The 24305-nt window shown below is 60.6% G+C and carries 19 protein-coding genes and 2 pseudogenes; 14 read left to right on the top strand and 7 right to left on the bottom strand.

The genetic code is table 11. The features are described 5' to 3' along the window. Positions 1-27 precede the first annotated feature (27 nt). Both AB4O23_RS09765 and AB4O23_RS09760 read left to right on the top strand, forming a co-directional pair. On the top strand, positions 28-2064 hold the full coding sequence (locus tag AB4O23_RS09765; RefSeq protein WP_017529225.1) for a sensor histidine kinase: 2037 nt from the start codon (positions 28-30) through the stop codon (positions 2062-2064). A 2-nt stretch (positions 2065-2066) separates the two neighbouring features. Continuing rightward, complete coding sequence (locus tag AB4O23_RS09760) at positions 2067-2645, top strand: cob(I)yrinic acid a,c-diamide adenosyltransferase (RefSeq protein ID WP_065876970.1); 579 nt, start codon at positions 2067-2069, stop codon at positions 2643-2645. Between the two features lie 74 nt (positions 2646-2719). Here the strand turns inward: AB4O23_RS09760 and AB4O23_RS09755 are convergent, their stop codons facing one another. From AB4O23_RS09755 to secA, 3 genes are all read right to left on the bottom strand, one after another. Further along, positions 2720-3664: a Nudix family hydrolase gene (locus AB4O23_RS09755; RefSeq protein WP_065876987.1), complete on the bottom strand. Its 945-nt coding sequence runs from the start codon at positions 3662-3664 to the stop codon at positions 2720-2722. 19 nt (positions 3665-3683) lie between these two features. Continuing rightward, positions 3684-4901 carry a bifunctional glutamate N-acetyltransferase/amino-acid acetyltransferase ArgJ gene (argJ, locus tag AB4O23_RS09750; protein ID WP_460150460.1) on the bottom strand — a complete coding sequence of 406 codons (1218 nt, stop codon included), beginning with the start codon at positions 4899-4901 and terminating at the stop codon, positions 3684-3686. A 123-nt stretch (positions 4902-5024) separates the two neighbouring features. Continuing rightward, entirely contained in the window at positions 5025-7760 is a 2736-nt protein-coding gene (gene secA, locus AB4O23_RS09745) for a preprotein translocase subunit SecA (RefSeq protein ID WP_460150459.1), read from the bottom strand. A 306-nt stretch (positions 7761-8066) separates the two neighbouring features. Between secA and AB4O23_RS09740 the strand changes: the two genes are divergently transcribed. Then, complete coding sequence (locus AB4O23_RS09740) at positions 8067-8522, top strand: DUF721 domain-containing protein (RefSeq protein ID WP_017529230.1); 456 nt, start codon at positions 8067-8069, stop codon at positions 8520-8522. 4 nt (positions 8523-8526) lie between these two features. Here AB4O23_RS09740 and AB4O23_RS09735 read toward each other — a convergent pair whose 3' ends face one another. After that, on the bottom strand, positions 8527-10005 hold the full coding sequence (locus AB4O23_RS09735; RefSeq protein WP_460150529.1) for a helicase HerA-like domain-containing protein: 1479 nt from the start codon (positions 10003-10005) through the stop codon (positions 8527-8529). Positions 10006-10197: 192 nt separating this feature from the next. On the opposite strand from AB4O23_RS09735, the pseudogene AB4O23_RS09730 reads away from it, so the two are divergent. From AB4O23_RS09730 to AB4O23_RS09715, 4 genes and pseudogenes are all read left to right on the top strand, one after another. Further along, positions 10198-11181: pseudogene (locus tag AB4O23_RS09730) on the top strand (PDC sensor domain-containing protein); the annotation flags it as partial. A 141-nt stretch (positions 11182-11322) separates the two neighbouring features. Beyond that, positions 11323-12087 carry a methyl-accepting chemotaxis protein gene (locus AB4O23_RS09725; RefSeq protein ID WP_370737723.1) on the top strand — a complete coding sequence of 255 codons (765 nt, stop codon included), beginning with the start codon at positions 11323-11325 and terminating at the stop codon, positions 12085-12087. 97 nt (positions 12088-12184) lie between these two features. Further along, positions 12185-13305: pseudogene (locus AB4O23_RS09720) on the top strand (glycosyltransferase family 4 protein). After that, positions 13298-14041 (top strand): DUF2334 domain-containing protein, encoded by a 744-nt coding sequence (locus AB4O23_RS09715; protein WP_460062989.1) that lies wholly within the window; start codon positions 13298-13300, stop codon positions 14039-14041. The pseudogene AB4O23_RS09720 and the gene AB4O23_RS09715 overlap by 8 nt, the downstream one beginning before the upstream one ends. Before the next feature lie 23 nt (positions 14042-14064). Here AB4O23_RS09715 and AB4O23_RS09710 read toward each other — a convergent pair whose 3' ends face one another. Both AB4O23_RS09710 and purU read right to left on the bottom strand, forming a co-directional pair. Next, positions 14065-14250 carry a hypothetical protein gene (locus AB4O23_RS09710; RefSeq protein WP_017529235.1) on the bottom strand — a complete coding sequence of 62 codons (186 nt, stop codon included), beginning with the start codon at positions 14248-14250 and terminating at the stop codon, positions 14065-14067. A gap of 85 nt (positions 14251-14335) precedes the next feature. After that, positions 14336-15184, bottom strand: coding sequence for a formyltetrahydrofolate deformylase (gene purU / locus AB4O23_RS09705; RefSeq protein WP_017529236.1), 849 nt, complete (start codon positions 15182-15184; stop codon positions 14336-14338). A gap of 348 nt (positions 15185-15532) precedes the next feature. Here purU and mvaT point away from each other — a divergent pair, with 348 nt between their 5' ends. Continuing rightward, positions 15533-15907 carry a histone-like nucleoid-structuring protein MvaT gene (gene mvaT, locus AB4O23_RS09700; RefSeq protein WP_003175830.1) on the top strand — a complete coding sequence of 125 codons (375 nt, stop codon included), beginning with the start codon at positions 15533-15535 and terminating at the stop codon, positions 15905-15907. Between the two features lie 91 nt (positions 15908-15998). On the opposite strand, the gene sbcB is transcribed toward mvaT, so the two are convergent. Beyond that, on the bottom strand, positions 15999-17426 hold the full coding sequence (gene sbcB, locus AB4O23_RS09695; RefSeq protein WP_368949326.1) for an exodeoxyribonuclease I: 1428 nt from the start codon (positions 17424-17426) through the stop codon (positions 15999-16001). A 166-nt stretch (positions 17427-17592) separates the two neighbouring features. On the opposite strand from sbcB, the gene AB4O23_RS09690 reads away from it, so the two are divergent. Genes AB4O23_RS09690 through AB4O23_RS09665 form a run of 6 tightly spaced genes read left to right on the top strand, consistent with a single transcriptional unit; the run spans position 17593 to position 24254 of the window. Further along, positions 17593-18285 carry an RDD family protein gene (locus tag AB4O23_RS09690; protein WP_017529238.1) on the top strand — a complete coding sequence of 231 codons (693 nt, stop codon included), beginning with the start codon at positions 17593-17595 and terminating at the stop codon, positions 18283-18285. Then, entirely contained in the window at positions 18282-19262 is a 981-nt protein-coding gene (locus tag AB4O23_RS09685) for a stage II sporulation protein M (protein WP_135196474.1), read from the top strand. The genes AB4O23_RS09690 and AB4O23_RS09685 overlap by 4 nt, the downstream gene beginning before the upstream one ends. Continuing rightward, positions 19249-20769 (top strand): DUF4129 domain-containing protein, encoded by a 1521-nt coding sequence (locus AB4O23_RS09680; RefSeq protein WP_460150457.1) that lies wholly within the window; start codon positions 19249-19251, stop codon positions 20767-20769. Before AB4O23_RS09685 ends, AB4O23_RS09680 begins: the two co-directional genes overlap by 14 nt. Beyond that, complete coding sequence (locus AB4O23_RS09675) at positions 20766-21923, top strand: DUF4350 domain-containing protein (RefSeq protein WP_065876978.1); 1158 nt, start codon at positions 20766-20768, stop codon at positions 21921-21923. The genes AB4O23_RS09680 and AB4O23_RS09675 overlap by 4 nt, the downstream gene beginning before the upstream one ends. Beyond that, positions 21920-22915 carry an AAA family ATPase gene (locus AB4O23_RS09670; protein ID WP_460150455.1) on the top strand — a complete coding sequence of 332 codons (996 nt, stop codon included), beginning with the start codon at positions 21920-21922 and terminating at the stop codon, positions 22913-22915. The genes AB4O23_RS09675 and AB4O23_RS09670 overlap by 4 nt, the downstream gene beginning before the upstream one ends. A gap of 7 nt (positions 22916-22922) precedes the next feature. After that, the gene (locus AB4O23_RS09665; protein WP_460069848.1) at positions 22923-24254 is read left to right on the top strand and encodes a DUF58 domain-containing protein; all 1332 of its coding nucleotides are present in this window, start codon (positions 22923-22925) and stop codon (positions 24252-24254) included. The last annotated feature ends 51 nt before the right edge of the window (positions 24255-24305 follow it).

Here is a 24305-nt window from a genome sequence, read left to right as displayed (position 1 = left end):
GCCTGTCTATCACCTGGGAAAACCCTGATGCCGCTGCGCCAGCGTCTTGAAAACTTACCGGTAGGGCAGAAACTGCTGGCCGCCCTGCTGGTGCTGCTGACCACCGTATTACTGGTGGCCAACCTGACCTTTATCAGCGCCGCCTATTGGATCTCCCAGGAGAGCATGGCTCCCCAGGCCTTGCAGGCCATCGGTCGGCTGGTCTCCAACCCGGCCCTCGCCGCCGAAGCCCTCGAATCCAGCGCCAAAGCCCAAGCGCTGCTCAATGAACTGACCAGCTATTCACCCTTGCGCGCTGCCGCCTTGTACGACGGCGAAGGCAACCGCCTGGCGCAGATGCAACACGGTGATCGCTTGAATTTGCCCGACAACTATCGGCATATCGAGGCGTGGCGCGTGACCGAGTTTCGCAGCAACCAGGTGATCACCCTGCCCCGCGCCGGCCAGCCTTCAGGGCATTTGCTGCTGGTGGCCAGCAGTGAGCTGCCGGTGGCGTTCTATACCGGCACGCTGACGGCCAGCCTGGGCATCCTGATTTTCAGCGTGCTGTTGTGGTTAGTGATCGCGCGGCAGATCAAACGCCTGATCACCCGGCCGATCCACGAACTGGAAGAACTGTCACGCCAGGTAACCCGCGAAGAAAACTACGCCCTGCGCGCCGGCCGTGGCAACCACGATGAAATCGGCAGCCTGGCCGAAGCGTTCAACACGATGTTGTCGCGTATCGAAGCCCGCGAGCAACAGCTCAAGCGCGCCCGGGACGACTCCCAGGCCGCCTACGACCAGGCCCAGGGCCTGGCTGAAGAGACCCGCCACACCAACCGCAAGCTGGAGCTGGAAGTCCAGGTTCGCAGCAAAATCGAGAAAAAACTCACCGGTTTCCAGAACTACCTCAACAGCATCATCGACTCAATGCCCTCGGCGCTGATCGCCCTGGACGAGCAGCTCTATGTCACCCAGTGGAACCAGGAAGCCAGCGCGCTTTCCGGTACGCGCCTGGACGAAGCACTGAACCAGCCGATCTATCTCGCCTTCGAACCGCTCAAGCCTTTCCTGCCGCAAATCAAGGCCACGATCGAGCAACACACGGTAGAACGCATCGAACGTGTGACCTGGATCAAGGATGAAGAGCCCAAGCATTACGCCCTGACGTTCTATCCACTGATGGGCGGTGCCGGGCGCGGTGTGGTGATCCGCATCGATGACATCACCCAGCGCCTGTCCCTGGAAGAAATGATGGTGCAGTCGGAAAAAATGCTCTCCGTCGGCGGGCTGGCCGCCGGTATGGCCCACGAAATCAACAACCCGCTGGGGGCGATCCTGCACAACGTACAGAACATCCGCCGCCGTTTGTCCGCCGACCTGCCCAAGAATCTGGAATACGCCGAACAGACAGGCGTGGAACTGGCGACGATCAACCGCTACCTGGAAGGTCGCGAAGTGCCACAACTGCTCGATGGCATCCAGCAAGCCGGGGCACGAGCCGCCAAAATCGTCACGCACATGCTCAGTTTCAGCCGGCGCAGCAATCGACAGATGGCGCCTTGCGACTTACCCGCGCTGATCGACCAGGCGGTTGAAATTGCCGGCAACGACTTCGACCTGGCCATAGGGTTCGACTTCAAGGGCCAGGCGATCATCCGCCAGTTCGACCCGCAGTTGGGCCCGGTGCCCGGCACCGCCAACGAACTGGAGCAGGTGCTGCTCAACCTGCTGAAAAACGCCGCCCAGGCGATTCACCTGCGTGAAGACGATCGCGAGCCGGGGCGCATCATCCTGCGCACCCGCCTCAACCCGCCATGGGCAGAGATCCAGGTGGAAGATAACGGCATCGGCATGAGTGAGAATGTGCGCAAGCGCACCTTCGAGCCATTCTTCACCACCAAGGAAATCGGCCAGGGCACAGGGCTGGGGCTGTCGGTGTCGTATTTCATCATCACCAACAACCACAAAGGCCAAATGGAAGTACATTCCACCCTCGGCCAAGGCACCTGTTTTACCTTGCGCATCCCCTTGGCCGGCAGCCAACTGCCACCCTACGAACGCACCCAACTGGAGCACTGACCATGGGCTTTCGCCTGTCGAAAATCTACACACGTACCGGCGACAAAGGCGAAACCGGCCTCGGCGACGGCCGCCGGGTGCCCAAGGACCATCCGCGCGTGGAGGCCATCGGCGAAGTCGATACGCTGAACAGCCAACTGGGGTTGTTGCTGGCAGGCCTTGAAGAGCAAAGCGGCAAGCATCCGCAACTGAAGGATGTGGTTGAGGTACTGACGCCTTGCCAGCATCGATTGTTCGATCTGGGCGGTGAGCTGGCGATGCCGGTGTACAAGGCGTTGAACGCCGCAGAAGTGGATCGGCTGGAAGCGGCGATTGATCGCTGGAATGAAGAGGTCGGGCCACTGGAGAACTTTATCCTGCCCGGTGGCTCGGCGCTGATTGCCCAGGCCCATGTGTGCCGTAGCCTGGCGCGCAGCGCGGAGCGGCGATGTCAGCACCTGAATGCGGTGGAGCCGTTGGAAGGCGTTGGGTTGGCGTATATCAATCGGTTGTCGGACTTGCTGTTTGTGGCGGCGCGGGTGATTGCCAGGCGCCAGGGAGTAGCGGAGGTTTTGTGGCAGGCGGCAGCCAAGCCACACTGAACCGCACTCCAAAGGGTATGCCCCGGTCAAATGTGGGAGGGGGCTTGCTCCCGATGAGGCCCGTCAGAACACCATCACTCCTGCGGCCAGAACGCCCTGATACCTGCCACACCCTGCGCCCCAGCCTCCCAAGCCTTCTCTCGTTCAGCCGGCCCAACACCACCCAGCAAAAACACCGGCTTGCTGAACCCACGGATCAACTCCATCGCCTGCTCCCAGCCCAACGGCTGCGCGTCAGGGTGGGTCTGGGTCGGTTGCACCGGCGACAGCGTGACAAAATCCACGTCCATCAATTGCGCCAATGCGAGTTCTTCAGCGTTGTGGCACGACGCCGCGAGCCAGCGGTCCTTCGGCAACGGTCGGCCTTTGCTCGCGTATTTACGCAGCTGGGCCGAGGTCATGTGCCAGCCGGCCGCAGGAAAATCCCCCAGCCATTCAAACGGCCCCTTGAGCATCAATTGTGCCTTGCCCGCGCACAGGCCCACCGCATCCACCGCCAGGTCGCGGTATTTGGGGTCGTAGCCGTTGGGCGCGCGCAGTTGAACCAGCTTGATGCCGCCAGCCACAGCCTTCTGAATCCCACGCAACAGTGTCGGGGTTTCCAGTTCGCCAGGAGTGATCAGGTAATCGGCGGGCAAGCGCGCGGCGGCAACGATCGGCGCGTTAGCGGCCGGGAATTCATAGTTGAGCAAATCCCGAGGCGCCACCCACTCCAAGGGTTGACCCTCGGCGCCATGCGGTTCGCCGGTAAACGCCGAAACTTCCCAGACATCCAGTAATACCTGTTTGTCCGGGTAGTCGTGTTGCACCTTGATCAGCGGCCGCGCCGTGGTGACCTGGATGCCCAACTCTTCCTGCAACTCGCGGGACAAGGCGGCGGCGACCGATTCATCCGCCTCCACCTTGCCGCCGGGAAACTCCCAGAGGCCGCCTTGATGCTGAGTATCGGCGCGGCGCGCCAGCAGGATCCTGCCATCGACACCGCGGATCACCGCTGCTGCTACATGCACTCGTTTCACCGCGCTCATCCTCCAGGCTTCAGGTACGGTATTCCGCGTTGATCTTCACGTACTCGTGGGACAGGTCGGTGGTCCAGATGGTTTCGCTGCAATCGCCACGGCCCAACTCGATACGGATGGTGATTTCTTCCTGCTGCATCACCGCCGAGCCCTGGGCTTCGGTGTAGCTCTCGGCGCGGGCGCCACGGCTGGCGATGCACACGTCACCGAGGAACACATCGATCTTGCTCACATCCAGGTCCGGCACACCGGCACGGCCAACAGCGGCGAGGATGCGGCCCCAGTTCGGGTCGGAAGCGAACAGCGCAGTCTTGATCAGTGGCGAGTGGGCCACGGTGTAGCCGACATCCAGGCATTCCTGGTGATTGCCGCCGCCGTTGACTTCGACCGTGACGAACTTGGTCGCCCCCTCACCGTCACGCACGATGGCCTGGGCCACGTCCATGCACACTTCGAACACCGCCTGCTTGAGGGCCGCGAACAGCGGGCCGCTGGCCTCGGTGATTTCCGGCAGGCTGGCCTGGCCGGTGGCGATCAGCATGCAGCAGTCATTGGTCGAAGTATCGCCATCAATGGTGATGCGGTTGAACGACTTGTTGGCACCGTCCAGGATCAGGCTGTGCAACACATCGCGAGAGACTTTGGCGTCGGTGGCAATGTAGCCGAGCATGGTGGCCATGTTCGGACGGATCATGCCCGCGCCTTTGCTGATGCCGGTGACGGTGACGGTCTGACCGTCATGCACGAACTGGCGGCTCGCGCCTTTTGGCAGGGTGTCGGTGGTCATGATGCCAGTCGCGGCGGCGGCCCAGTTATCCACAGACAGGTCATCCAGTGCGGCTTGCAGGGCGCCTTCGATTTTCTCGACCGGCAGCGGTTCGCCGATGACGCCGGTGGAGTAAGGCAGCACTTGGCTGGCATCCACGCCGGCCAGTTGAGCCAGCTTGGCGCATGTGCGCGCGGCAGCCACCAGGCCAGGCTCGCCGGTACCGGCGTTGGCATTGCCGGTGTTGGTCAGCAGGTAACGAATGGAGCCTGCAACACGTTGCTTGGCCAGGATCACCGGTGCGGCGCAAAACGCATTGAGGGTGAACACACCGGCGACGGTCGAGCCTTCGGCACAGCGCATCACCACCACATCCTTGCGCCCCGCACGTTTAATGCCGGCCGAAGCGATACCCAGTTCAAAACCGGAAACCGGGTGCAATGTGGGCAAAGGACCAAGACCAACAGCCATGAATGCGCTCCTTAAAATTAGGTGATGTCTGTGCCGCCATGATCGACGGTGAAATTAATGGCAAAACGCCGCGACGGCAGAGGCCGGTCGCGGCGCGGAGTGTTGCAGCGTCAGGCGAAAATCTTATTCGATCTGGCCGTGGCAGTGTTTGAATTTCTTGCCCGAGCCGCAATAGCACAGCTCGTTGCGGCCCAGCTTCTGCTCGTTGCGCACCGGTGTCTGGGCCAGGGCCACATCGACCTCCTCGCCCAGCACCTCAGGTGCGTCCAGACTCGGTGCTTCGTCGTGCTGGAACTGCATGCGCGCCGCCAGTGCCTCGGCTTCCTGGCGCAGGCGAGCTTCCTCTTCGATAGGGTCTTCGCGACGCACCTGAACGTGGGACAGCACGCGAATCGAATCGCGCTTGATCGAATCCAGCAACTCGGAGAACAGCGTGAACGACTCGCGCTTGTATTCCTGCTTGGGGTTCTTCTGGGCGTAGCCACGCAGGTGGATACCGTGACGCAGGTGGTCCATGGTCGACAGGTGGTCTTTCCACAGGTCGTCCAGCACGCGCAGTACGATTTGTTTCTCGAAGGTGCGCAGCGCTTCGGCACTCGCCTGCTCTTCTTTCTCGTTGTACGCAGCCAGCAACTCGGCCATCAGTTTTTCGCGCAGGGTTTCTTCGTACAGGTGGTCGTCTTCGTCCAGCCATTGCTGAACCGGCAAGTCGACACCGAAGTCGCTCTTCAATGCCGCTTCCAGGCCGGCGACATCCCACTGTTCAGGCAGGGACTGTGGCGGAATGTGCGCGCTGACGGTGGCGTTGAGCACGTCCTGGCGGAAATCGGCGATGGTCTCGCCAATGTTGTCGGCGGCCAGCAACGTATTACGCATGTGATAGATCACTTTACGCTGTTCGTTGTTGACGTCATCGAACTCGAGCAGTTGCTTACGGATGTCGAAGTTGCGGCCTTCAACCTTGCGCTGGGCCTTCTCGATGGCGTTGGTCACCATGCGGTGCTCGATCGCTTCACCGGACTGCATGCCCAGGGCCTTCATGAAGTTTTTCACCCGGTCCGAGGCGAAAATGCGCATCAGGCTGTCTTCCAGGGACAGGTAGAAGCGGCTGGAACCGGCGTCACCCTGACGACCGGCACGACCACGCAACTGGTTGTCGATACGACGCGATTCGTGACGCTCGGAGGCGATCACCTGCAGGCCGCCGGACTCCAGCACGGCCTGGTGACGCTTCTGCCAATCGGCCTTGATCTGGGCGATCTGCTCGGGGGTCGGGTTGTCCAGGGAGGCCACTTCCACTTCCCAGTTGCCACCCAACAGGATGTCGGTACCACGACCGGCCATGTTGGTGGCGATGGTCAATGCGCCTGGGCGACCGGCCTGGGCAATGATCTCGGCTTCTTTTTCGTGGAACTTGGCGTTGAGGACCTTGTGCTCGATGCCTTCCTTGTTGAGCAGGTTGGACACGTGCTCGGAAGTCTCGATGGTGGCGGTACCCACCAGGATCGGGCGCCCCTGGGCCATGCCATCCTTGATGTCGTTGATGATCGCCGCGTATTTCTCTTCGGCGGTCAGGAACACCAGGTCGTTGAAATCTTTACGCGCCAGCGGCTTGTTCGGCGGGATGACCACTACCGACAGACCGTAGATCTGGTGGAACTCGAACGCTTCGGTGTCGGCCGTACCGGTCATGCCGGACAGCTTGTTGTACAAACGGAAGTAGTTCTGGAAGGTGGTGGACGCCAACGTCTGGCTTTCGGCCTGGATGTTGAGCATTTCCTTGGCTTCGATGGCCTGGTGCAGGCCTTCGGACAGACGGCGACCCGGCATGGTACGGCCGGTGTGTTCGTCGACCAGTACCACCTGGCCATCTTGCACGATGTATTCGACGTTGCGATGGAACAGCTTGTGGGCACGCAGGCCGGCATACACATGGGTCAGCAGGCCCAGGTTGTGCGCCGAGTACAGGCTTTCGCCTTCAGCCAGCAAACCGATCTGGGTCAGCATGTCTTCGACATACTGGTGGCCGGCTTCGTTAAGTTCGACCTGGCGGGTCTTCTCGTCGATGGTGAAGTGACCTTCTTTGGTCACCACGCCTTCCACTTCCTCGATGTGCTGCTCAAGGCGCGGGATCAACTTGTTGATCTCGGTGTACAGGCGCGAGCTGTCTTCGGCCTGGTCGGAGATGATCAGCGGGGTACGAGCTTCGTCGATGAGGATGGAGTCGACTTCGTCGATCACGGCAAAGTTGAGTTCGCGCTGGAATTTTTCTTCCATGCTGAACGCCATGTTGTCGCGCAGGTAGTCGAAACCGAATTCGTTGTTGGTACCGTAGGTGATGTCGGCGGCGTAGGCGGCGCGCTTCTCTTCCGGCGGCTGGAACGGCGTCACGACGCCGACGGTCAGGCCGAGGAATTCATACAGCGGGCGCATCCAGTTGGCGTCCCGGCGAGCCAGGTAGTCGTTCACCGTCACAACGTGCACGCCCTTGCCGGACAATGCGTTGAGATAAACACCCAGGGTTGCTACCAGGGTCTTGCCTTCACCTGTACGCATTTCGGCAATCATGCCTTCATGCAAGGTCATGCCGCCGATCAACTGCACGTCGAAGTGGCGCATGCCCATGACACGCTTACCGGCTTCACGGGCAACCGCGAACGCTTCGGGCAGCAGTTTGTCGAGGGTTTCACCTTTGGCTATGCGGGCCTTGAACTCTTGGGTCTTGGCGCGCAATTGCTCGTCCGACAGGGCAACCATCTGCTCTTCGAAGGCATTGACCAGCTGCACCGTCTTGAGCATGCGTTTGACTTCGCGCTCATTCTTGCTTCCAAAAAGTTTCTTTAACAAAGGCGCAAACATATCGGCAGGTTCTTCCACACATAGGGATGGAGGGCGCACCGTGAGTGGCCCGAGCAGCCCTCACGGCCGCATGCGAACGCGCATTCTACCCGGAATCGTGGGTGAGGAAAGTGGCGTTGTTCCCCGATGCGGGCACGGCGCTGTGAGAGGGCTTGTTTAAAATAAGGGCTTTTGTCGGAACTTCAACCCATGCCGCGCAGAAGTCACCTATTGATTTCACGCAAAAAACCGCGTCGACGCTTTGCCTGGAAGGCGTGCAGGCGCTTTCTGCTAAGATGGCCGCTCTGTTACCTAAGGTGTCCAATCATGGCATTTCGCCCTCTTACAGCCCGCGCGCCCAGCGTGTTGCTTCGCGAAGCCAAGCCGTTGAAAGCCATCTTTGGCCATGCGCAACGCTTGGGCCATTTGCAGCGCCTGCTCGAAAGCCAGTTGCAACCGGCCGCACGTGAACATTGCCATGTGGCGTCCTGGCGTGAAGGCAACCTGCTGCTGATTGTCACAGATGGCCATTGGGCGACCCGCTTGCGCTATCAGCAAAAACGCCTGCAGCGTCAATTAATGGCCTTTGAAGAGTTCGCCAGCCTGACGCGCATCCAGTTCAAGGTGCAACCGCCGACCGTTCAGCAAGGCGCGGCGGGGCACACCATGGACCTGTCGGAAAGTGCGGCCGAGACCATTCAGGCCACGGCCGACGGGATCAGCGACCCGGGCTTGCGCGCCGCGCTTGAGCGGCTGGCCGCCCACGGCAAGCCCAAGCCCTGAACCGTTACTTGCGCTTGCCGCCGCCCAGCAAAGACCCCAACAAGCCGCGCACCAATTGCCGCCCCATCTGATTGGCCGCCTGTTGCATCGCTGATTTGAGCGCCTTACCCGCTGCCGTTCCCAGAAACGCACCGGCCTTGTCGGTAAAGCTCGGCTCCTCGGCAGCTGGCACAGCGTCTTCGGCAGGGCTCAAGTCCTTGCGTGCCATCAGCACTTCATAAGCGGACTCCCGGTCGATCGGTTTGTCATAGCGCCCTTGCAGGGGTGAACGGGCAATCAGTGCCGTGCGTTCGGCCTCGCTGAGCGGCCCGATACGCGATTGCGGCGGCGCTACCAGTACCCGTTGGACCACCTCCGGCGTGCCCTTTTCCTGCAAGGTGCCCACCAACGCCTCACCGGTGCCCAGCTCGGTAAGCACCGACAAGGCATCAAATGCCGGGTTGGGCCGGAAACCGTCTGCCACCGCGCGCAGGGATTTCTGCTCTTTAGTGGTGAATGCGCGCAGGCCGTGCTGGATGCGCAAGCCGAGTTGAGCCAGCACCGTGTCCGGCAGGTCGCCAGGCGATTGAGTCACGAAATACACGCCCACCCCTTTGGAACGAATCAAGCGCACCACCTGCTCCAGGCGCTCTTGCAAGGCCTTGGGGGTGTCGGCGAACAACAAATGCGCCTCATCGAAAAACAGCGCCAGCAGCGGTTTATCCGCATCGCCACGCTCGGGCAGTTGCTCGAACAATTCGGCCAACAGCCACAGCAGGAACGTCGCGTACACCTTCGGCGCCTCGTGCACCAGGCGGCTGGCATCCAGCAGGTGGATACGCCCGCGCCCATCACTGGTCGGCTGCAGGATATCTTCCAGCTGCAGGGCCGGCTCGCCGAACAACGCCTCCGCGCCCTGCTGTTCCAGCACCGCCAGGCGCCGCAACAGTGCCTGGCTGGAGCCGGTGGTCATCAGCGCGGCATCGTCACCCAATAACTCCGGGTGATAGCGCAGATGGTTGAGCAGTGCCTTGAGGTCCTTGAGGTCCAGCAGCAGCAAGCCTTCGCGATCCGCCACTTTGAACGCCGCATAGAGGGCCGACTGCTGGCTGTCCGTCAGCTCCAGCAAGCTGCCGAGCAACAACGGGCCCATTTCGCTGATGGTGGTGCGCAACGGATGACCGGACTGCCCGTGGATATCCCACAACGTGACGGGATACTCCTGAGCCGTGTAATTCAGGAAAGGCATGCCGGCGATACGCTCGGCCACCTTGCCCTGTGGAAAAGCCGCGGCGCCCAGGCCGCAGAGGTCACCTTTGATATCCGCGGCAAACACCGCCACGCCCGCATCACTGAAGGCTTCGGCCAGGCGTTGCAGCGTGACCGTCTTGCCCGTACCCGTGGCGCCGGCAATCAACCCGTGACGATTGGCCAGGCGCATGGCCTGGGCGATGGGCTGGCCATCAAGGCCGGCACCTATAAGGAGTTGCGTGGAGTCAGGCATTTCGTCACCCATGGTTAATCTTTAGTGTCGCCAGGTCGATAAGACAGATGTGAGACCCACAAAGTCTAAAAAACGCTCAGATAGTTCCTACAGGGAACAACGGAAATATCAAACTTTTTTTGACGCTACCCTCCAGCGTGTTCCACAAGGACGCGCGTTGGATATTTATGACCTTAGCGGACCCTTCAAGCCATGAATAAAAATCTGCGTTTCAGCCATAAGATCCTGCTTGCAGCCTCCCTTATTGTCATCGCCGCCTTCGCGTTGTTTACCCTCTATAACGATTACCTGCAGCGCAATGCCATACGCGAGGACCTCAACAGCTATCTGCATGAGATGGGTGACGTCACCGCCAGCAGCATTCAGACCTGGCTGAGCGGGCGTATTGCGCTGGTGGAAAACGCCGCACAGAACATCGCCATCAACCCTGAGCCCAGCGTCGTCGCGAGCCTGCTGGACCAGAAAACCCTGACCTCGTCGTTCATGGCCACCTACGTGGGTGACAGCCAGGGCGCGTTCACCATCCGCCCCGACACCAAAATGCCGGACGGCTTTGATCCGCGCGTTCGCCCTTGGTACAAAGGGGCGCAGAGCAGCAACGGCTCGACCCTGACCGAGCCCTATATCGATGCCGCCACCGGCAAGTTGATTATTTCCATCGCGACCCCCAGCACCAAGGGCGGCCAGGCTGTCGGCGTGGTCGGCGGCGACCTGAGCCTGCAGACACTGGTGGACAACATCGGCGCGCTGAACTTCGGCGGAATGGGCTATGCGTTCCTGGTCAGCGCCGACGGCAAGGTGCTGGTACACCCCGACAAAAACCTGGTGATGAAGACCCTCGCCGATGTCTACCCCAGCCACACGCCGGCAATCAGCGGCAACTTCAGCGAAGTCGAGAGCAACGGTAAGGTCAACATCGTCACCTTCACACCGATCAAAGGTTTGCCGTCGGTGAACTGGTATCTGGGAGTATCGGTGGATAAAGACGAAGCCTACGCGATGCTCAGCAAATTCCGCACCTCTGCCGTGATTGCCACCGTGATCGCCGTGGTGATCATCATCGCCCTGCTGGGCATGCTGATCCGCGTACTGCTGCAACCGCTGCACGTCATGACCCGCGCCATGCAGGACATCGCCGACGGCGAAGGTGACCTGACGCGCCGCCTGGCCATCCAGAACCACGATGAGTTCGGCACCTTGGCAAATGCCTTCAACAGCTTCGTAGAGCGCATTCACACATCGATCCGCGAAGTGTCCTCGGCCACCGAGCACGTCAATGAAGTGGCCCTGCGGGTGGTAAGCGCCTCCAACTCGTCGATGGTCAACTCCGACGAGCAGGCCAACCGAACCAACAGCGTGGCCGCCGCGATCAATCAGCTGGGGGCTGCCGCCCAGGAAATCGCGCGCAACGCCGCGCAGGCTTCAAACCAGGCCAGCGATGCCCGCCACTTGGCTGAGGACGGCCAACAGGTGGTCGATCGCAACATCAAGGCGATGACCCAACTGTCCGAGATGATCAGCGCCTCCAGCAGCAATATCGAAGCACTTAACAGCAAGACCGTGAATATCGGCCAGATTCTCGAGGTAATCACCAGTATCTCTCAGCAAACCAACCTGCTGGCGCTGAACGCTGCCATCGAGGCGGCACGGGCCGGTGAAGCGGGCCGTGGGTTTGCGGTGGTGGCCGACGAGGTGCGCAACCTGGCCCATCGCACGCAGGAATCGGCACAACAGGTACAAACCATGATCGAAGAGCTGCAAGTCGGCGCCCGGGAATCGGTGACCACCATGAGCCAGAGCCAGCGTCACAGCCATGACAGTGTGGAAATCGCCAACCTCGCCGGTGAACGCCTCAATAGCGTGACCCTGCGCATTGGCGAGATCGACGGTATGAACCAGTCAGTGGCCACCGCCACCGAGGAGCAAACCTCGGTGGTGGAATCGATCAACATGGACATCACGGAAATCAACACCCTCAATCAGGAAGGCGTGGAAAACCTGCAATCGACATTGCGTGCCTGTGCCGATCTGGAACAGCAGGCTGCGCGGCTGAAACAGCTGGTGGGCAGTTTCCGCATCTGAGCCACCCAGGCGCCGGACCGACGCCTGCACGATGAACACCAACCGAACATCTATCCTTAGCTCAGGTCCACGTTTAGGAGAGCAATGGATCGGAGGGATGTTCATCGTGCATATCGCTGACATAACCATGTTCTACGCCCCAGCCAGCGGCGGCGTACGCACTTATCTGGATGCCAAGCACCGCCGCCTGGCCCTCAAACCCGGCATTCGCCACAGCCTTTTAATACCCGGCGCGCACTTGAGCGAACGCGATGGCGTGTTCAAAGTGCCGGCGCCCGCCCTGCCCTTCGGCAAGGGCTATCGATTCCCGGTGCGCCTGGCTCCTTGGCGAAATGTCCTGCGCGATTTACAGCCCGATCTGATCGAGGTAGGAGACCCCTACCCACTGCGTGGGCCGCACCGGATGCTCGGCGCCAGCTGGATGTGCCGGTCATCGGTTTTTACCACTCCGACTTACCGCTGCTGGTGAGCAACCGCATGGGGCCGTGGTTTACACCCAATGTTGAAGCCTATGTCAGAAAACTCTACGGGAATTTTGACCGGGTACTGGCGCCAAGCCAGGTGATGGCCGACAAACTCATAGGCCTGGGGGTGAAGAATGTCTTCGTCCAGCCCCTGGGGGTGGACCTGCAGACCTTTACTCCGCAGGCCGGCGACCCGGGCTTGCGCGCCGAACTGGGGATCGACCAGGACACCCGCCTGCTGATCTTTGCCGGGCGCGGCTCCAAGGAGAAAAACCTGCCGGTCCTGCTGCGCTGCATGAAACGCCTGGGCAACGGTTACCATTTATTGCTGGTGGGCTCCGGCATGCCGGTCAGCGTGCCGGGCAACGTCACCGTCATCGACGGGTTTCGCCCGGCCCCTTACGTTGCCCGTCTGATGGCCAGCGCCGACGCCTTGCTGCATGCTGGCGACCAGGAAACCTTTGGCCTGGTCATCCTCGAAGCCATGGCCTGCGGCACCCCCGTGGTCGCCGTGGCAGCCGGCGCATTCAATGAGATCGTCAATGAACGCTGCGGTCTGTTATGCAGGCCCAACCACCCACAGGCGATGGCCGACGCCGTACGCGAGTTGTTCAACACCGACAGCCGGCGCCTGGGAGCCCAGGCTCGGCGTTATGTGGAACAGCATTACGCATGGGACAGCGTGGTCGACAGCCTGCTCGGGCATTACCATGCCGTACTGGGCAGCCACGACACGATGCTTTGTCATGGCTGAAACCGCCGTGTTACTGGTGCTGCACGATGTCGCGCCGCACAATTGGGCGGACTATCGTCCCTTTGTCGAGGCCGTGGACGCACTCGGCGCGGTGCCTATCACGTGGCTGGTGGTGCCGGACTTTCACCATCGCGATGCCTTGCACGATCACGCTGAGTTCCGACGCCTGCTCGACAGCCGCGTCGCCAGGGGTGATGAACTGGCGTTGCACGGCTACTACCACTGCGATGACCAACCGGCACCGCGCACGCCCAAAGACTGGCTCATGCGCCGCGTGTATACCCACGAGGGTGAGTTTTATCGCCTGTCATATGTCCAGGCCCTGAATCGACTTCATGAGGGCATAGCAGTATTCCAACGCAACGACTGGCCATTGTCGGGTTTCGTCGCGCCCGCTTGGTTGATGAGCCAAGGCACCCGCCAGGCATTGCGCCAATTACCGCTGAGCTACACCAGCGACCCGCAGCACCTGTACCGGCTTCCCGACTTCACGCGTATCGACGCCCCCGGCCTGGTGTGGAGTGCCCGCAGCGCCTGGCGCCGGCACCTGTCCAAAGCCCTCAGTGATTGCTGCGAGCACCGTTGGAAGACAGCCCAAGTCATCCGCCTGGGCCTGCACCCGGTGGACATGCGCCACGAGTTTTCCCGTCGCTATTGGCTTGAGACCTTGCAGCGCATGCTGAACGCGGGACGCATCCCAATGACCAAAGCCGCCTGGCTCGCTACCCGATCATGAACCGAGCCTTGTGCCAGGGCGGCTCAAGCGTCCTCTTCAGGTGCGGCAGGCGCTTCATCCAACGCCTGCAACTGCTTCCACAACTGCGCAGCGTCCGGGAAATCCGTGCCATCCTCGGCGTCCAGCGCATCCGGATCATAACGACTCAGGCACCCCTCACCGAGTGTGGCGGGCGCCCTGGACGTGGCTTTATCGAGCGGATCGTTCATGGCGTTGTCCTGACGGTCAGCTAACAACAAAAAAGGCCTGAAGCGATTAAACGCCCAGGCCCTTTCTTCAATCAACACGTATAAATCAGAACACCACAGTCTTGTTGCCGTGCACCAGCACTCGGTCTTCCAAGTGATATCGCAAGCCACGCGCCAAGACCATTTTCTCGACATCGCGGCCGAAACGCACCATGTCTTCAATGCTGTCGCTATGACTGACGCGCACCACGTCCTGCTCGATGATCGGACCGGCGTCCAACTCTTCGGTGACGTAGTGGCAGGTTGCGCCAATCAACTTCACGCCCCGCAGGGAAGCTTGGTGGTAAGGCTTGGCGCCGACAAACGACGGCAAGAAGCTGTGATGAATGTTGATCACCTTGCCGGCATATTCGCGGCACAGCTGCGGCGGCAGGATTTGCATATAGCGCGCCAGTACCACCACGTCGGCTTCATGTTGCTTGACCAGGCGGGAAACCTCGGTGAACGCCGGCTCCTTGTCCTGCGGGTTGACCGGCACGTGGTAGTACGGGATGCCATGCCATTCGACCATGCTGCGCAGGTCGTCATGGTTGGAAATTACACAGGCGATTTCGCAGTCCAGCTCATCGCTGTGCCAACGGTGAAGCAAGTCGGCCAGGCAATGGGATTCGCGACTGGCCATCAACACCACGCGCTTTTTCTGCTCGGTGTCGGTGATGCGCCAGGTCATCGAAAACTCTTCGGCGATTGGCGCGAATGCCTCGCGAAAAGCCTCAAGACCAAAGGGCAGCGTGTCGGCACGGATCTCGTGACGCATGAAAAACCAACCGCTGAGGTTGTCCGAGTGATGGCTCGCCTCGGTGATCCAGCCGTTGTGGGAGGCCAGAAAGTTACTGACTTTGGCAACGATGCCAACCCGGTCCGGGCAAGCAATCACCAGCCGAAAAGTGCGCATTAGGGGGGAACTCCAGGACTTCGCAAAGGCCGCCATTCTAGCGTTTGCGCAGAAAAACTGCAGTATTCGTTATCGCCTATTCTGACCGCGATGCCGCGTCATACCCCTCAATAGCCCAGGGTTTTATCCCTCATATATGAATCTATTGCGTTACCCGCGGGCGTTACCCTGAATACCTGGGGTATTGGCTTAAGCGCTGCGCCCTATAATTAACTCGATTGCATAGATTCGCTAAAAACAATCAAAGTAATTCACATAAATGCACGCTTAAATGTTTACTTGGGCAAACTGCCTGACTATTATTGGCCACTGTCCCTGTCAATCAGCGCTCTACATAAGGTAGTCCACATGTCTCTGATCAACGAATACCGTGCCACCGAAGAAGCTATCAAAGAGCTGCAAGCCCGATTGAAGAACCTGTCCCAAGACGACAAACTGAAAACCGAGCTGGAATTCGAAGGCAAACTGCGCACCCTCATGGGTGAATACTCCAAATCCCTGCGTGACATCATCGCGCTGCTGGATCCAGAGTCGAAAGTTAAAGCACCTCGCGGCGCCGTGAAAACTACCGGCACCAAACGTGCCCGTAAGGTCAAGCAATACAAAAACCCGCACAACGGCGAAGTGATTGAAACCAAAGGTGGCAACCACAAAACGCTGAAAGAGTGGAAAGCCAAGTGGGGCGGCGACGTCGTTGAAGGCTGGGCTACCCTGCTGGGCTAAGCTTCGACAGGCCTGCACCTGATACGCAACACATAAAAAACGCCAGCTTGCTGGCGTTTTTTAATGCCCGTCTATTTTGTTACAACGCTGATTACCGCGCCACGCGGGCCGCTAAAGAATCAGCATATTCCTGCCAAAGTGCCAACACCTGCTGCTGAAACGGAGTCGCATTAACGGCCAACTCCTGCCTGGCCAGCTTAAATGCCTCAAGGGTATTCGGCGCGCCCCATTCAGGATTTGACAAGCGCTGCTGACAGAAAAGTTTCCAGCGTTGTTGCTCCTCATTGTTCAACGTATCGGGGAAGTTGCGTGCCCGATAGCGAAACAATAATTCCGGTAAACGATGATCATCAAAAGGCCACTGCTGGAGCGCCAATTGCGCGGGTTCGGCCATGCGGACTTGTTCACATAAGCGTCGGTCGCGATCACCGATAAAACCGTCGTAAAGCTGCTGTTCCGGGTCTGCACTCGAGGCAAAATCTTCCGTGGCATAAATGGCCGCCAACTTATCGCACCAAAGTGCCTGTGCTTCAGTTAGCCGCAGCGCCCGCGCCTGATAAACGTCCATGTCCAATTGCAAACGTGCACGGTCTTCGGCGCGCAACACGCTCAAGGGCGCAACCACCGGGCAACGATTGATATGTACCAACTTGAGCGGCACCGGCAGTTCACCTTCGGCAAGCTCATCACGGCGGGTGTACAGGCGCTGGCGCAGCGTGTCGGCATCCTCGTTCAGCAGCGCCTGAGGGTCGAGCCCGAGGTCGCAGACAATCAACGCATTGCGATTGCGTGGGTGCCAAGCCAACGGCAGCACAACGCCCAGATAATGACGCTCGGCGGAAAACCGCCCGGAGATATGCACCATGGGTTGCAGCAAGCGCACCTGATCCATCACGCGCTGCTTGCTGCGCAGTTGAAACAGCCAGTCATAAAGCTTGGGCTGCTTCTGGCGAACCAACCGCGCCAGCGCAATCGTGGCGCGCACATCGGACAACGCATCGTGGGCCTGGCCATGGTCGATACCGTTGGCGGCGGTCAAGCGCTCAAGCTTGAGCGTCACGCGCCCGCCCTCCAGCGGCCACTCGATACCTTCCGGTCGCAGGGCGTAGGCGGTGCGAACCACGTCGATCAAGTCCCAACGGCTGTTACCGCCCTGCCATTCCCGCGCGTAAGGGTCGAAAAAATTGCGATACAGGCTGTAGCGGGTCATTTCATCGTCAAAGCGCAACGTGTTGTAGCCGGCGCCACAGGTACCCGGCGCGGCCAGCTGCGCATGCACCCGCGTCATGAAATCGGCTTCGGCCAGGCCTTTTTCCGCCAGTATTCCGGGGGTGATGCCGGTGATCGCACAGGCGGCGGGATGGGGCAGGATATCGTCGCTGGGCCGGCAATAAAGGTTGACCGGCGGGCCGACCTCGTTGAGCTCGAAATCGGTACGGATTCCCGCCACCTGCAATGGGCGATCGTTGCGCGGGTTGATGCCGGTGGTTTCGTAGTCGTACCAGAAAATCGAGGTCACGGGCTATTCCTGTGCTGAAGATCGGCAAAGTCTAGGCGCTGAACAGCACTCGGGGCCAGCACCAAATGCACTGTACAAACACCCAGTAAAATCTTGGAGAGTTGCTTCCATCGCCGACACTGCTAGCATCCGTGTCTCCAAACGCTCCGCACTGCCAAGGATCGCGATGCCATCAACCCCGTTGGACACCCGCTACCAGATCGAAACCCCTGAGGGTATCGACCTCCCGCTGCGCCCCGCCGGCCTGGTGCCCAGGGCGTTGGCCTTCGCCTTCGACCTTGGTGCGCGCGGCGTGGTCATGGGTGTGCTTCTGGTGCCGCTGGCGCTGCTCGGCAATATTGGAATCGGCCTGGGCTCACTGCTGCTGTTCGTGGCGAGCTGGTGGTACATGGTGCTGTTCGAAGTGCTCAACCAAGGCTGCTCACCCGGTAAACAAGTCATGGGCCTGCGCGTCGTACAGGACGACGGCACCCCCATCGGCTGGTCGGCGTCGCTCATTCGCAACCTGCTGCGGTTTGTCGACATGTTGCCTTTCGGCTACTTTCTTGGCGCTATCAGCTGCCTGCAGCATCCTAATTTCAAACGCCTTGGCGACTTGGCCGCCGGCACGCTGGTGGTCTACCGCGAACTGCCCCTGGCGCGGCCTCGGGTCCCGCAAGCTGCGGCCCTGCGCTTGCCGTTTGCGCTGGAACTGAGTGAGCAACGGGCGATCCTCGGCTTCGCCGAACGCCAGGGTGAACTCTCTGCTGAACGCGTGCATGAACTGGCCGCTATCCTCGCGACGCCTTTGCAAGTATCCCCGGCGCGCGCCGCCGAGCAACTCAATGGCGTGGCCCGCGGCCTGTTGGGGCCGACATGAAGCAAAGCATGTTCGAAAGCCGCTACCAGCCCCAATGGCACGCCTTTGCCGAACGACTGACGCAGTTGGAACAAGGCAAGGCCAAGGCCGCTGATGTAGCCGATTTCCCCCATCAATACCGGCGTCTGTGCCAGCAGTTGGCCTTGGCTCAGGAGCGCGGCTACAGCAGTTACCTGGTGGATCCTTTGCAACAATTGGCGTTACGCGGCCATCAACAGCTGTACCGTCATCGCAGCCAATTGGCGAGCAACGTGCTGAGCTTCGTCCTGGCGGACTTCCCGCGACTGGTGCGCGAGCAGTGGCGCTTCGTATTGATCGCCAGCCTGCTGTTCTTTACCAGCCTGTTGGGTATTGCACTGCTGGTCTACCTGTTTCCTGACCTGATCTACAGCATTGTCAGCGCGCAACAAGTGGCCGAGATGCAAAGTATGTATAACCCTGAAGCCAGCCGCCTGGGGCGCGCCGCCGAACGGGCATCGAGCGAAGACTGGATGATGTTCGGCTACTACGTGATGCATAACATCGGTATCGCCTTCCAGACGTTTGCCGCCGGTTTGCTGTTTGGCCTGGGCAGCGTATTTTTCCTGATTTTCAACGGGCTGATCATCGGCGCGATTTCCGGGCACTTGACCGAGATCGGCTACGGCCAGACCTTCTGGTCATTCGTCATCGGCCATGGTGCCTTTGAGTTGACGGCCATCGCCCTCGCCGGTGCGGCAGGCTTGCAGTTGGGCTGGGCGCTGATCGCCCCAGGGCAGTTGACCCGCGGGGAATCCTTGCGGCTCGCGGCACGCAAAAGCGTGCAATTGCTTTGCGGTGTGATGATGTTCTTGCTGATCGCCGCGTTCATCGAAGCCTACTGGTCGTCCACTACCCAGATCGCCCCCTGGGTCAAATACCTGGTTGGGGCTGCACTCTGGCTGCTGGTAATCGCTTACCTGACTTTTGCCGGGAGGGCTCGCCATGCGCCTGAGTGACTCCAGCGTGGTGATTCGACCGCGCACGGCCTGGGAAGCCATGGACCTCGGTGTACTAATGGCCAGGGAACATCGCCGGTTGCTAATGGGTAGCTGGGCGCTGGTGAGCTTGCCGGTATTCGCCGTGCTAAGCGCGCTGCTGTGGAAATACCCCTCCACCGCCATGTTCCTGTTCTGGTGGTTCAAACCGGCCTTCGACCGCTTGCCGCTCTATATCCTGTCCAAGGCCTTGTTCGGAGAAACGCCCAGCCTCAAGCAGGCCGTGCGCCAGTGGCCCCGCCTGCTCAAGGGTCAACTCTTGGTCAGCCTGACCTGGCGCCGACTCAGCCTCAGCCGCAGCTTTGTGATGCCGGTCAGTCAACTTGAAGGCCTGGACGGCCAGGCAAGGCAAAAACGCCTGGGCGTGCTGCAACAACGCAACGCCGGTGCCGCGAGGTGGTTGACCACGGTTGGCGTACACCTGGAAATCGGACTGTGGTTCGGCTGCATGGCGCTGTTCTACCTGTTCATTCCGCAGCAACTTGAACTGGATTGGGATTGGCAGCGCCTGGCACTGGCGACCACCACCGAAGGACTGTGGCTGGAGCATCTGGGCAACGCTTTCTACGCGTTGATCCTAGTGTTCTGGGAGCCCATTTACGTCGCGTGTGGTTTCAGCCTTTATCTCAATCGTCGCACCGTATTGGAGGCGTGGGACCTGGAGCTGGTGTTCCGCCGCTTGCGCCAACGCCTGAGTCATGTGGCCACGCTGTTATTGCTGGTGATCGGGCTGACACTGTTGCCCTTCAACCCTCCTGTCATGGCAGGCGAAGCCAAGCCGCTGAGTACCCAGGACGCGCGCCGATCCATCAAGTCGATGCTGGAAAAGCCCCCCTTCAAAAACCCGGAAACCGTGACCCGCTATCGCTTTGGCGAAGAAAAGCCCGCCGCAAAAAACAAGACACACGCCGACAGTAAACTGCCGGGATGGCTGCAAACGCTACTGGGCAACCTCAACAGCAATGCTTTCAAGCACATTGCCCAAGGCCTGGAGGTGCTGTTATGGAGTCTGCTGGCAGGTGGCCTGGCCCTGCTGGTCTGGCGCTATCGCGACTGGCTGCAAACATTTGTCAGCCGACGCGGGCCACCCAGCGCCAAAGCAACCCCACCGCTCCCCACGCAATTGTTCGGCCTGGAGCTGGGCACCGACACCTTGCCCGTCGATATCGCCAGCACCGCCGAGCAACTGTGGCCCACTCAACCGAGGGAAGCACTTGGCCTTCTGTATCGCGGCCTGCTGAGCCGGTTACTGCATGACTTCAACCTGCCGCTTAAGAGCGCCGATACCGAAGGCCAGGTGCTGGCACGCGTTCAACAATTACAGCAACCGCAACTGCTGGCCTTCAGCGACGAGTTGACCCGACACTGGCAAAACCTTGCCTACGGTCATCACCTTCCCTCTGCCTCAACCCAGCAAAAATTATGCAGTGATTGGCGCGCCCTGTTCAGTTACGGGGGTCATCAATGAGCCGGCTATTGGTGTGGGTTGGGCTGTTATTGATATGCCTGATCGGAGCGGGTGGCCTTTACGCCTGGAGCAACGCGACGCCCTATGACGAAGTCGTGGATCGCGGCCCTGCCCCACAAGTGCTGGCCAACCCTTACCTGGCGGCCGAACACTTTTTGCGCAAGCAAGGCCTGACGGTGGAGCATGTCAATAGCCTTGATCGCCTGGCCACCCTGCCCGCCAAGGGCAACAGCCTGTTGTTGCTGGGCGAACGTAGCAATATGTCGCCACGCCAGGCCGGGCAACTGCTCGACTGGGCCAAATCCGGCGGCCATCTGCTCCTGGTCGCCGAGGCGCTATGGGATGAAGAAACCGGCAAAAGCGGTGACTTATTACTCGATAGCCTGCATATCCACCAGGCCCTGAGTGAGGAGCCGGCTGAGCCCACCCCACCCCGCAAAAAGAAAGCGCCGGACCTGACCAAACTCTATGTCGACAATGAAACCGCCCCGGCGTACTTCAGCTTCGACACCGACTTCAACCTCACCGACCCCAAGCACCTTGCCCAGTTTTCAGCCAATAGCGCCAGGTCAAGTCACCTGATGCAACGAGACCTCGGGCAAGGCCGTGTGACCGTGATTACCGACAGCGACCTGTGGAAAACCACCGATATCGGCAAACACGACAACGCCTGGCTGCTGTGGTACCTGAACCAGGGTACGGCGGTGACTTTCTTGTTCAACAGTGACGTGGACAACCTGCTGACCCTGCTGCTGCGTTATTTCCCCCAGGCCGCGGTCGCGCTCATTGCGCTGGTCGCCCTGGCGCTCTGGCAGGCAGGTATGCGCCAAGGCCCGATCCAGGCACCCGCTCCCAAGGCTCGCCGGCAGTTGCAGGAACACTTGAAGGCCAGCGCCGACTTCCTGCTGCGCCGCAGCAGCCAGGGTTCGCTATTGCACGCGTTGCAGCGCGATATCCAGCGTGCCGCCCGGCGCCGCCATCCTGGCTTTGAGCACCTCGACAACACCGAACAATGGCGAGTACTTGAACACCTGACGCGCCAACCCCCTCATGTCATCAGCCAGGCCCTTGGCCCACTCCCGGCAAAACGGCTTTCCAGCGCCGATTTCAGCCGGCGGGTGGCATGCCTGCAAACCCTCAGGAACGCCCTATGAGCGAATTTACCAGCGCCAACACCCTGACGACCGAAACCCTGCAACGCGCCAGCCGGCAGGCCCAGGCTCTGCGCGTTGAACTGCGCAAAGCAGTGATTGGCCAGGAGCAGGTGATCGACGACGTGCTCACCGCACTGATCGCCGGCGGCCATGTATTGCTCGAAGGCGTCCCAGGGCTGGGCAAGACTCTGCTTGTACGTGCCCTGGCGCGATGCTTTGAGGGTGACTTCGCGCGGATCCAATTCACCCCGGACCTGATGCCCAGCGATGTCACCGGCCACGCCGTGTACGACCTGCACACCGAGCAATTCAAGTTGCGCAAGGGGCCGGTGTTCACCCACCTGTTGCTGGCCGATGAAATCAACCGAGCCCCGGTCAAGACCCAGGCAGCCTTGCTCGAAGCCATGCAGGAGCGGCAGGTGACCCTCGAAGGCGAGGCGCTGCCCATCGAGCAGCCGTTTATGGTGTTGGCCACGCAAAACCCCATCGAACAGGAAGGCACCTACCCCCTGCCGGAAGCAGAACTGGACCGTTTCATGCTCAAGGTGCGCATGGACTATCCCGATGCACAGCAAGAGCTGGAGATGGTGCGTGAAGTGACGCGCTCGTCACGGGCCGACATGCTGGATGTGCAACCGTTGCGCACCGTGCTGCAAGCCTCGGACGTGCTGCAATTGCAGCAAATCGCCAGTGAACTGGCCCTGGATGAACAAGTGCTCGACTATGCCGTGCGCCTGGCGCGGGCCACCCGCAGTTGGCCAGGGCTGGCCATAGGTGCCGGCCCACGTGCGTCCATTGCACTGGTGCGCGGCGCCCGCGCCCGGGCATTGTTACGCGGCGGCGAGTTCGTCACCCCGGATGACATCAAGGGCTGCGCTTTGGCGGTACTGCGCCATCGGGTACGCATTGCACCAGAACTGGACATCGATGGGCTGGAGGTCGACCAGGTGCTCAAGCAGCTGCTGGACCAGATCCCAGCACCCCGCCAATGAGCTGACCATGAAGCCAACCCGTCTGCTGTTGATCTGGCTCGGCCTATTGCTGGGTTTGAACATCTTGCTGGGCACTGCCGCAGCATTGCCGTTCAAAGTGCCCGACACCGTACATTCGGTGGCGTGGGGCTTGCTCCTGGCGCTGTTGCTGCTGGCCATGCTCGACGCGCTACGGTTGCGGCACCGGCCCTCGCCACGGGTGCAACGGCAGATGCCCGGCAGCTTGGCGTTGGGCCGCTGGGGCGAAGTACGCCTGAGCCTGGAATGCGACTACCCACAGCCGCTGACAGTCCAGGTGTTCGACCATGTCCCCGATGGTTTAGGCAGGAAAAACCTACCCCAGGCCATCGAACTGCGCCCCGGTGAACGCAGTGAGCTGGGCTATCGCCTGCGCCCTCTGCGACGGGGGCATTTCACGTTCAGTCGCTGTGAAGTCCACCTGCCGAGCCCCTTGGGGCTGTGGTCCGCGCGGCGCTTTATCGAAGCCCACGACACCACTCGCGTCTACCCGGACTTCGCCCGTTTGTATGGAGCGCAACTGCTGGGCGTAGACAACTGGCTGAGCCAAATGGGGGTGCGTCAACGCCAGCGGCGTGGGTTGGGCCTGGAGTTTCATCAGTTGCGCGAGTTTCGTGAGGGCGACAGCCTGCGGCAGATCGACTGGAAAGCCACCGCACGGCAACGTACGCCCATTGCCCGAGAGTACCAGGACGAGCGCGATCAACAGATCGTGTTCATGCTCGATTGCGGCCGACGTATGCGCAGCCAGGATGACGAACTGTCCCATTTTGACCACGCGCTCAACGCCTGCCTGCTACTCAGTTACGTCGCGTTGCGCCAGGGCGACGCGGTGGGGCTGTGCACTTTTGCCGGCGACCAACCACGCTACCTCGCTCCCGTCAAAGGCAGTGGCCAATTGAACCTGTTGCTCAACTCGGTCTACGACCTGGACACCACTCGACGAGCCGCCGACTACGAGGCGGCGGCCAGCCAACTGTTGGCCAGGCAAAAACGTCGGGCATTGGTGATTATGGTGACCAACCTGCGCGATGAAGATGACGAAGCGTTGATGACTGCCGTGAAGCGCATCAGTCGCCAGCATCGGGTGCTGGTGGCCAGCTTGCGTGAAGAAGTACTCGATCGACTGCGCCAGTCGCCCGTGCAAACAATGCCAGAAGCCTTGGCCTACAGCGCAACGGTGGACTACCTCAACACCCGGGATGAACTGCATGACCGTTTGAACGCGCACGGCCTCTCGGTATTGGACACTTTGCCATCAGCCATGGGAGCGGCCCTGGTGACGCATTATCTGGGCTGGAAAAAAGCCGGCGTGTTCTGAACCATTAACGCCTGGTCACGGCCCGGGTAGCATTACCCGAGCCGGGTCAAC

This window comes from Pseudomonas sp. H2_A10 (genome assembly GCF_054680085.1).
Note: the sequence above shows the minus strand (reverse complement) of the source record. Positions and strands in the feature narration are given on the sequence as shown.